The sequence below is a fragment of the Kribbella hippodromi genome (assembly GCF_039531045.1).
GTDB classification, from domain to species: Bacteria; Actinomycetota; Actinomycetes; order Propionibacteriales; family Kribbellaceae; genus Kribbella; species Kribbella hippodromi.
Map to the genome: position 1 here is coordinate 8,405 of NZ_BAAAPH010000046.1, position 4,233 is coordinate 12,637.

Annotated in this window: 3 protein-coding genes and 1 pseudogene; 2 read left to right on the plus strand and 2 right to left on the minus strand. The window is 66.0% G+C overall.

The annotated features are described in order from the left end of the window. Positions 1-92: 92 nt before the first annotated feature. Positions 93-527 (plus strand): annotated as a pseudogene (locus ABD260_RS37255) (LuxR C-terminal-related transcriptional regulator); the annotation flags it as partial. 455 nt (positions 528-982) lie between these two features. Here ABD260_RS37255 and ABD260_RS37260 read toward each other — a convergent pair. Both ABD260_RS37260 and ABD260_RS37265 read right to left on the minus strand, forming a co-directional pair. Next, entirely contained in the window at positions 983-2,455 is a 1,473-nt protein-coding gene (locus ABD260_RS37260) for an alpha/beta hydrolase (RefSeq protein WP_344241663.1), read from the minus strand. A gap of 135 nt (positions 2,456-2,590) precedes the next feature. Next, a complete protein-coding gene (locus ABD260_RS37265; protein ID WP_344241665.1) occupies positions 2,591-3,031 on the minus strand; it encodes a pyridoxamine 5'-phosphate oxidase family protein in 441 nt (146 codons plus the stop codon). Positions 3,032-3,131: 100 nt separating this feature from the next. Between ABD260_RS37265 and ABD260_RS37270 the strand changes: the two genes are divergently transcribed. Beyond that, the gene (locus ABD260_RS37270; protein ID WP_344241667.1) at positions 3,132-4,001 is read left to right on the plus strand and encodes a sigma-70 family RNA polymerase sigma factor; all 870 of its coding nucleotides are present in this window, start codon (positions 3,132-3,134) and stop codon (positions 3,999-4,001) included. Positions 4,002-4,233 lie beyond the last annotated feature (232 nt).

Here is a 4,233-nt window from a genome sequence, read left to right on the forward strand (position 1 = left end):
GTGCGGGGCGCGCGGCCGGTGTGGAGTGCGCGGGCGGTGGGGCGAGGTCGGCGGGGGTGGGACAGGTGGTGGGTGGTTGGCGGGGGCCGGCTGTGTTGATGTTGACTACCTATGATTTGGATGAGTACGTGCTGGCGGCTGTGCGGGCGGGGGCTAGTGGGTTTTTGCTGAAGGACGCGCCGCCGGAGGACATGCTGGCGGCGATTCGTACGGTGCATGCGGGTGATGCGGTGCTTGCTGCGTCTACTACTCGGCGGGTGCTGGATCAGCTGCTTGAGCGGCTGCCGCCGGCGGTTGACCCGGGGGCTGCTCGTGCGGTCGGCGGGCTGACCGCACGTGAGCGGGAAGTGCTGGAGGCGATCGCGCGCGGCTGGTCGAATGCGGAGATCGCTGAGCGGCTGACGGTGTCGGCCGGGACGGTGAAGACTCATGTGAGCAGTGTGCTGGCGAAGCTCGGGCTGCGGGATCGCGTGCAGGCCGTGGTGTTCGCGTACGAGTCCGGACTGGTCCGCCCCGGCCGAACGTGAACTGCAACCAGGTCAGATCACCTGCAGGCAACTGTCGACCAGACAGGTCACGTACCGGCAGCTACCATCAAGTCCGATCGCTTGCCGGCAGTTGTCAGCAAAGCCAGGTCGGGTACCGGCAGCTGCCAGCACATCAGAAGGCGCACGAGCAGCAGTCAGCAAGTCAGATCCCGTACCGGCAGCTGCCAGTAGGCCGGGTCGCGTGCCGGCAGCTGCCCGCAAGTCCGATCGCGTACCGACAGCTGTCGACAGGTCAGGTCTGGTACCGGCAGCTGCCAGTAGGCCGGGTCGGGTACCGGCAACTGCGAGTAGGTCGGGTCGCGTACCGGCAGCTGTCAGCACATCAGAAGGCGCACCAGCAGCCGCCAGTAGATCCGGTCGCTTGCTGGCCGCTGCCAGGAGGTCTGGTCGGGTTCCGGCAGCTGTCATCAGGTCTGGTCGGGTGCCGGCGGTTGTTAGCAGGTGGGGTCTTGGGTTGGTAGTTGGCCGGTGGTTAGGTAGTGGTTGGTGAGGGTGTCGACGCAGGGGGATGCGCCGTACACGCCGTGGCGGTAGCTGTTCTGGAGTGTGATCATGCGGGAGCCGCGCAGTGCACGGTGCATGGCTAGTTGGCCGGCGTACGGAAGTGCTGGGTCGCCGGAGGCGCTGAGGATCAGGGCCGGGCGGCTGTTGGCGATAGTGGTGGGCTGCTCGGCCGGACTGGTCGGCCAGAACGCGCAGGGGTTGATGTCCCGCGCCAGCGGGCCGTAGAGCGGTTCTGTTGCCCGGTGTGCCTGGATGTCGCGGTAGTATGTCTCCGGGTCGCGTGAGGTGGTCCGGTCGGCGCACTGGTTGGCGGTGTTAGCGCTGAAGCTGAACTCCGGGATCACGTCGGTCAGGTCGTACAACTGGAAGCGCTGCTCCTGGGATGCCGTCGGTGTGACGACCAGTCCGGCCACGGCATCACGCAGTACGCGCACCTGTGCGCTGAACTCGGCGTACGACGCATCGGTGTCGTCAACGGTCAACAACAGACCAGGCAGCATCGCAGCAGTCACCTGGTGCGTACCGACCTGCACCGGCCCTCTCCTGGTAGCTGCTGCGATCCGGTCGACTGTTGCGAGCACAGCAGCTCGAGTAGCGCCCAACTGGTAGTCAGCATTGCGTTGAGCCGCCCAACCAGCCCAGTCCGCCAGCGCCGCAGCATCGGCCTGTGCGGTCTCGCGGGTCCAGTTCGGCCCGTAGTTGTCCGGTGCGTGCGCACTGTCCAGTACGAAATGATCGGTGTGCTCCGGGAACAGCTGCATGTACACCGCACCGAGGTACGTGCCGTACGAGACGCCGAAGTACGAGAGCCGCCGTACGCCAAGCTGATCGCGTACGACATCCAGATCACGCGCTATGTTCCGAGTGGATGTGTACGGCAACAGGTCCTTGTACGGAGCGCACCGCCCCGCCAGGTCCCGTGCCACCGCACTGCTCCTCCGGAAGTCAGCCCGAGTCGGACTGCCGTACTGGACGCTCTGCAGGTACAAATTGGTCGGATAGCCGCACTCCAGCGTCGTACTGCGGCCGAAGAACCGTGGATCGATCCCTACCAGGTCGTACTTGGCAGCCAGCGACGGGTTCTTGTCCAGGAACCACGTGACGCCCTGCCGCGACGCCTCTGGTCCGCCGACGTTCACCACCAGCGTGCCCTGCTTGTGCGCAGTGTCCGTTGCACTGCGCCGCGCGATCGCCAGAGTGATCTTGCGGCCGTTCGGATCGGAGTAGTTCAGCGGCACCTGCAGCTCGGCGCACTGCGCTCCCGCTGCGTCCAGGCTGGTACCAACCTCGTCCTCCGGTCCGGTACTGCAGCTGTGCCAGTCGAGCTGATCCGCTTGCGCGGGTGCAGCGCCCGGTAGCAACACGGACAACCCAGCGATGACGGCCGTGCCGATGATGCGCATTGGAGCCTCCTACGTCGGTGCATGACGCCGGAAGCGTAGGTACGCCAGGCCCTTCAACTCATCGGTGCGCAGACCGAACTTCTGCACTACAGCTCTGTCCTGCGACGTACTCCCACATCCGTCGCAAGACAGAGGTCAAACGAGCCAGTCGCCGTTGTCCATCAGTACGCGGTCCTTCAGCTCGTTCACCTCACGCCAGGCCATGATGCGCGTCGGAGTCACCCGGAAGAACGGATAGTTCGCCAGCGGACGTGGGTCGAAGCCGGCCTTCGCAGCGAACGCCTCACCTTCCCCCTCGGTCGGCTCGACCACTGCAGCCGTACCGGCCACGTGGATGACGTCCCGGACCTCCCCGAGCGTCAGCTGCAGTACTGGATTGGCCAACAGGTTCCGACCGGTCGGATTGGTCCGGGCCGTCGACAGCAGTAGCGACCCGGCACTCCACAGGAAAGACAGTGGCATCAGGTACGGCGTACCGTCCGGAGCGGCTGTGGATACCCAGGCGTCCACATCCTGTTCCAGCCGGTGCAGCGTGTCCTGCTTGCGTACTAGCAGCGGGCGCGGTGGTGCCGTCATGAACTGATCATCCTCCGGGTGTCACATCTGGTGCGGGTGCTCCGTCAGACGACTGACGGCGCTCGGCCGGTCAGTGTGACATGTGGAGGATGTGGTCCCGATGAGTGGCGAGGACTGGCTGGCGACGCGGTTCGAAGCGAACCGGAGCCACCTGCGGTCCGTGGCGTACCGGATGCTCGGCTCCGAGCCCGAGGCGGAGGACGCGGTGCAGGAGGCGTGGATTCGGCTCAGCCGCAGCGACACCGCGACGATCGACAACCTCGGTGGCTGGCTCACTACGGTGGTCGGCCGGATCTGCCTCGACATGCTGCGCGCCCGTCGTGTGCGGCCCGAGCGGCCCGTCCAGGAGCACTCCCCCACGATCGCCGACGACGTGACGCCGGACCCCGAACTCGAAGCAGTACAAGCTGATTCCGTCGGGCTCGCGCTGCTCGTCGTACTCGAAACGCTGACGCCGGCGGAGCGGTTGGCGTTCGTACTGCATGACCTGTTCGCCGTACCGTTCGACGAGGTCGCGCCGATCATCGGCAAGACGCCGGCCGCGGCGCGGCAGATCGCCAGCCGGGCGCGGCGCCGGGTACGGGGTACGCCGGAACCCGCGGGCGCGGATGTGCTTCGGCAGAAGGAAGTCGTGAACGCGTTCCTCGCCGCTGCCCGTGACGCCGACTTCACCGCCCTTCTTGAAGTGCTAGACCCCGACATCGTGCTGCATGCCGACGCGGGCGCTGCTGCGTACGGGACCGAGGCCCCGCTGTCCGGTGCGGCCGATGTCGCGCGGATGTTCCTTGGCCGGGCCGCGGCGGCTCGGCTCGTACTCGTGGACGGAATCCCCGGCCTGGTGTGGATGCGCCGCGGTGAACCGGTGATTGTGTTCTCTTTCACGGTCACCGAAGGGCGTGTCGAGATGCTCGAACTGCGGGGCGATCCCGAGTACCTCGAGAACGTCGAATTGGTGCCGTTGAAGGGGTGACGAAGGGCCGGATCGGCGGCGTGGCGAGTGGACAGAACGGGTGCGACCACTGTGACGTCAGAGGTGATTTCCAGGCTGGCGGAGATGGTCGCCGAGGGGTGTGGAATCCGGTTTTTACAAGGGCGGAAAGTGCGCTACTGTTCTGCTCTCGCACCGAGTTGAAAAGCCCGGAGCGATGCGGACGTAGCTCAGTTGGTAGAGCGCAACCTTGCCAAGGTTGAGGTCGCCGGTT

Coding starts and splice junctions, on each gene's coding strand:
- ABD260_RS37260 (WP_344241663.1), bottom strand. CDS start 2,455: ATGCGCATCATCGGCACGGCCGTCATCGCTGGGTTGTCCGTGTTGCTA.
- ABD260_RS37265 (WP_344241665.1), bottom strand. CDS start 3,031: ATGACGGCACCACCGCGCCCGCTGCTAGTACGCAAGCAGGACACGCTG.
- ABD260_RS37270 (WP_344241667.1), top strand. CDS start 3,132: ATGAGTGGCGAGGACTGGCTGGCGACGCGGTTCGAAGCGAACCGGAGC.